The sequence below is a fragment of the Flavobacterium sp. genome, assembly GCF_035760125.1.
Classification (GTDB): Bacteria; Bacteroidota; Bacteroidia; order Flavobacteriales; family Flavobacteriaceae; genus Flavobacterium.
Window position 1 is genome coordinate 1 of the sequence record NZ_DASTTN010000086.1, and the last position, 3557, is coordinate 3557.

Below are 3557 nucleotides of genomic sequence, written 5' to 3' on the forward strand. Positions count from 1 at the left end.
ATACAATATTGAGTTAAATATTTCTAAGCGAAAAGCAGTACTTTTGTTAAAAATTTTTAAGATGGATGAGATTCTAAAGTATTTTCCTAACCTATCTGATAATCAGATAGAACAGTTTCAAAAATTGGATTTTTTATACCATGATTGGAATGAAAAAATCAACGTTATTTCACGTAAAGATATTGATTCGTTGTACACTAAACATATATTGCATTCATTGGCCATTGCCAAAGTAAATAAGTTTGAACCCGGAACTTATGTATTGGATGTGGGCACAGGCGGTGGATTTCCTGGAATTCCATTGGCTATTCTTTTCCCTGAAACGCGTTTTTATTTGATTGATGTTATTGCTAAGAAAATAAAGGTAGTTAAAGCCGTTGCCGAAGCGTTAGAGCTAAAAAATGTCAAAGCCGAACAACTTCGTGCGGAAAATGTGAAAGGAGATTTTGATTTTATAGTAAGTCGTGCGGTTACTAACATGCCCGATTTTGTTTCTTGGGTAAAAACCAAAATCAAGAAGCAAAACAAACACGAATTGAAAAACGGTATTCTTTATTTAAAAGGTGGTGATTTAACCGAGGAATTGAAAGATTTCCCAAAAGCGACAGAATACAATATTTCTGATTTCTTTGAAGATGAGTTTTTCGAGACCAAGAAAGTGGTTCACTTGCCTTTGAAGTTTGTGGTATAAGTCTGAAAGACGAAAGTTTGAAAGTCATAAAGTAAAAAGCCGAATCTTAAATTTAAGATTCGGCTTTTATATTTATAAAGTCTTCAAGACTTTTGACCTTCAACTTTAGGACTATTCTCCCAAGAAAGGATATCTGTAATCTGTTGGAGTTACGAATGTTTCTTTGATCGTTCTTGGAGAAGCCCAACGCAATAAGTTCAATGCAGAACCTGCTTTGTCATTGGTTCCAGAAGCTCTTGCTCCACCAAATGGTTGCATTCCTACGATAGCTCCAGTTGGTTTGTCATTGATGTAGAAGTTTCCGGCAGCGTTTTGTAAAGCTGTTGTTGCTTCTTCAATAGCGTAACGATCTTGACTGAAAACAGCTCCGGTTAAAGCATACTCAGATGTTGAATCTACCAATTTCAATGTTTCAGACCATTTAGCGTCTTCATAAACATAAATCGTCATAACAGGTCCGAATAATTCGGTTTCCATTGTTGTGTAATGTGGATTTGTTGTTACGATTATTGTTGGCTCAATAAAGTAACCAACAGATTTGTCGTAATTTCCACCAACGATAATTTCTGCGTCAGCATCTTTTTTAGCTTGGTCAATAAAACTAGCCAATTTATCAAAAGATCCTTCATGGATAACAGCAGTAATAAAGTTACTGAAATCTTCAGGAGAACCCATTTTCATTGATTTTGTATCTGTAATCAATTGTTCTTTAATCGCTGGCCATAAGCTTTGTGGTACGTAAGCTCTTGATGCAGCAGAACATTTTTGTCCTTGAAATTCAAATGCTCCACGAACGATTCCTGTCGCAACTTGTTTTGGATTTGCGCTTGGGTGAGCAATGATAAAATCTTTACCACCAGTTTCCCCAACAATTCTTGGGTATGTTTTGTAATGGTGAACGTTTGTTCCGATTTTTGCCCAGATATCTTTGAATACATGTGTAGAACCAGTAAAGTGGATTCCAGCAAAATCACGACTTGCCAAAACAGTATCGGTAATCATCAATGCATCTCCAAAAACAACGTTAATTACACCGTCAGGAACTCCCGCTTCTTTGAATACGTCGATAATAACTTTGGCAGAGAATACTTGACTGTCACTTGGTTTCCAAATCACAACATTGCCCATCATAGCAGCACTTGCAGGCAAATTAGCAGCAATAGCTGTAAAGTTGAATGGAGTTATTGCGTATACAAAACCTTCAAGCGGTCTGTATTCTAAACGGTTCCACATATCGGATGCCGATTTAGGCTGGTCTGCATAAATTTGAGTCATGAATTCCACGTTGAAACGTAAAAAATCAATCAATTCACAGGCAGCGTCAATTTCTGCTTGATGAATATTTTTGGATTGCCCAATCATTGTTGCGGCATTAATTTTTGCTCTGTAAGGACCGGCAATCAATTCAGCTGCTTTAAGAAAAATAGCTGCTCTTTGTTCCCAAGCCATATTCGCCCATGCTGTTCTTGATTCCAAAGCATTTGAAATAGCACTTTCTACGTGTGATTTTTCGGCTAAATGGTAAGTTCCAACTACATGTTTATGATCGTGTGGAGCGGTCATGTTTTTGGTGTTTCCTGTTCTAATTTCTTCGCTACCAATATACAATGGAACATCGATTTTAGTATTCCACATTTCTTTGTATGCTGATAAAACAGCTGCTTTTTCTGGGGAATTAGGTGCGTATCCTTTTACGGGTTCGTTTACCGCTTTTGGTACATTGAAAAATCCTTTTAGCATATCTCTATAATTAAATATTAAACGATTATAAATTTGATGCAAAAGTACAAAGGAAAGATTTAAATTATGCTAAAAATGTCATAATTAAAGTCAAATTATACTAGTAGAATTTTTGTTATAGTCCGAAGTCTTTTGGTATAATGCCGATATAATATGAAAATAGTACAATGCAATTGGACTATTTTGAATATGCAATCGGTATTAATTCAATGCGAAAGGAGCGCAAAGTCTAAAAGTAGGCACTATAACTCTAAAAGATTTAGTTGAAGTAAAATTAATCATATTGAAATAACCTTTCATGGCGCCGTAAGGAGATGATAGTAAACATCCAGAACTGTAGGTATGTTGTTCTCCCGGTTTTAATACTGGTTTTTTCCCAATAACGCCTTCTCCATCTACAAATTCTAAATCATTTAAAGAATCGAAGATTTCCCAATGACGTGAAGTCAATTGGACAGAATCTTTACTGTGGTTTTCGATTGTAATCTCATAACTAAAGGCAAAATGAATCTTATAGTTTTTGAAGTACGTTCCTTCAAAACTAGTCAATACCGAAATTTTAATGCCTCTTGTTATTTGTGAAACCATGTTAATGAGCTAATTAAGTGCTGTATGGCAACAAATCTACGAAAAAAATGAATATTTTATTTAAAAATTTTCAAAGATTTCTAATTTGTTATGTTTAATGAAGTGGCGGTTCCACGTCCGATGACTTTTTCGTATCGATCGCTGCTTCCTTTGTAATAAACCAACACGGTATATTCATTTTCAGTTTGATAAAAATTTCCATCGATTGCATGCTCCTGATCGATAAATCCTTTACTGTTTACTGACATATATTGGTAGTTTGTAAATCCTTGTTTGATTAAAATTGCTTTTTCATAAAGACCATTTTTGGAATTAAAATCCATTTTGTTTTCTGGGGTTAAGCTGTAATTATTGAACATCCCAACAATATAGATAGAAGAACTTGGATTGGCCAAAGGTGATGATAGACTGAAGTAAACCCAAGAATAATCAGCTTCAATTGTGTTGTTTTCACCGTCTAGTTTTCGGATTGAAAAATTTCCGTTAAGGTCTGAATAGTTTGTATATGGAAAATTGGCTTTGTCATTATTGGTATACA

General features: G+C 34.9%; 3 protein-coding genes and 1 pseudogene. 1 reads left to right on the forward strand and 3 read right to left on the reverse strand.

From position 1 onward, the window contains the following. Window positions 1-61 precede the first annotated feature (61 nt). A complete protein-coding gene (gene rsmG, locus VFS71_RS03555) occupies window positions 62-691 on the forward strand; it encodes a 16S rRNA (guanine(527)-N(7))-methyltransferase RsmG (RefSeq protein WP_326399410.1) in 630 nt (209 codons plus the stop codon). Between the two features lie 111 nt (window positions 692-802). On the opposite strand, the gene pruA is transcribed toward rsmG, so the two are convergent. The 3 genes and pseudogenes from pruA to VFS71_RS03570 form a co-directional block, all read right to left on the reverse strand. Continuing rightward, window positions 803-2431 (reverse strand): L-glutamate gamma-semialdehyde dehydrogenase, encoded by a 1629-nt coding sequence (pruA, locus tag VFS71_RS03560; RefSeq protein WP_326399408.1) that lies wholly within the window; start codon window positions 2429-2431, stop codon window positions 803-805. A gap of 201 nt (window positions 2432-2632) precedes the next feature. Continuing rightward, window positions 2633-3019, reverse strand: coding sequence for a Co2+/Mg2+ efflux protein ApaG (gene apaG / locus VFS71_RS03565; protein WP_116796107.1), 387 nt, complete (start codon window positions 3017-3019; stop codon window positions 2633-2635). Between the two features lie 80 nt (window positions 3020-3099). After that, window positions 3100-3557: pseudogene (locus VFS71_RS03570) on the reverse strand (DUF5103 domain-containing protein); the annotation flags it as partial.

Coding starts and splice junctions, on each gene's coding strand:
- pruA (WP_326399408.1), bottom strand. CDS start 2,431: ATGCTAAAAGGATTTTTCAATGTACCAAAAGCGGTAAACGAACCCGTA.
- apaG (WP_116796107.1), bottom strand. CDS start 3,019: ATGGTTTCACAAATAACAAGAGGCATTAAAATTTCGGTATTGACTAGT.
- rsmG (WP_326399410.1), top strand. CDS start 62: ATGGATGAGATTCTAAAGTATTTTCCTAACCTATCTGATAATCAGATA.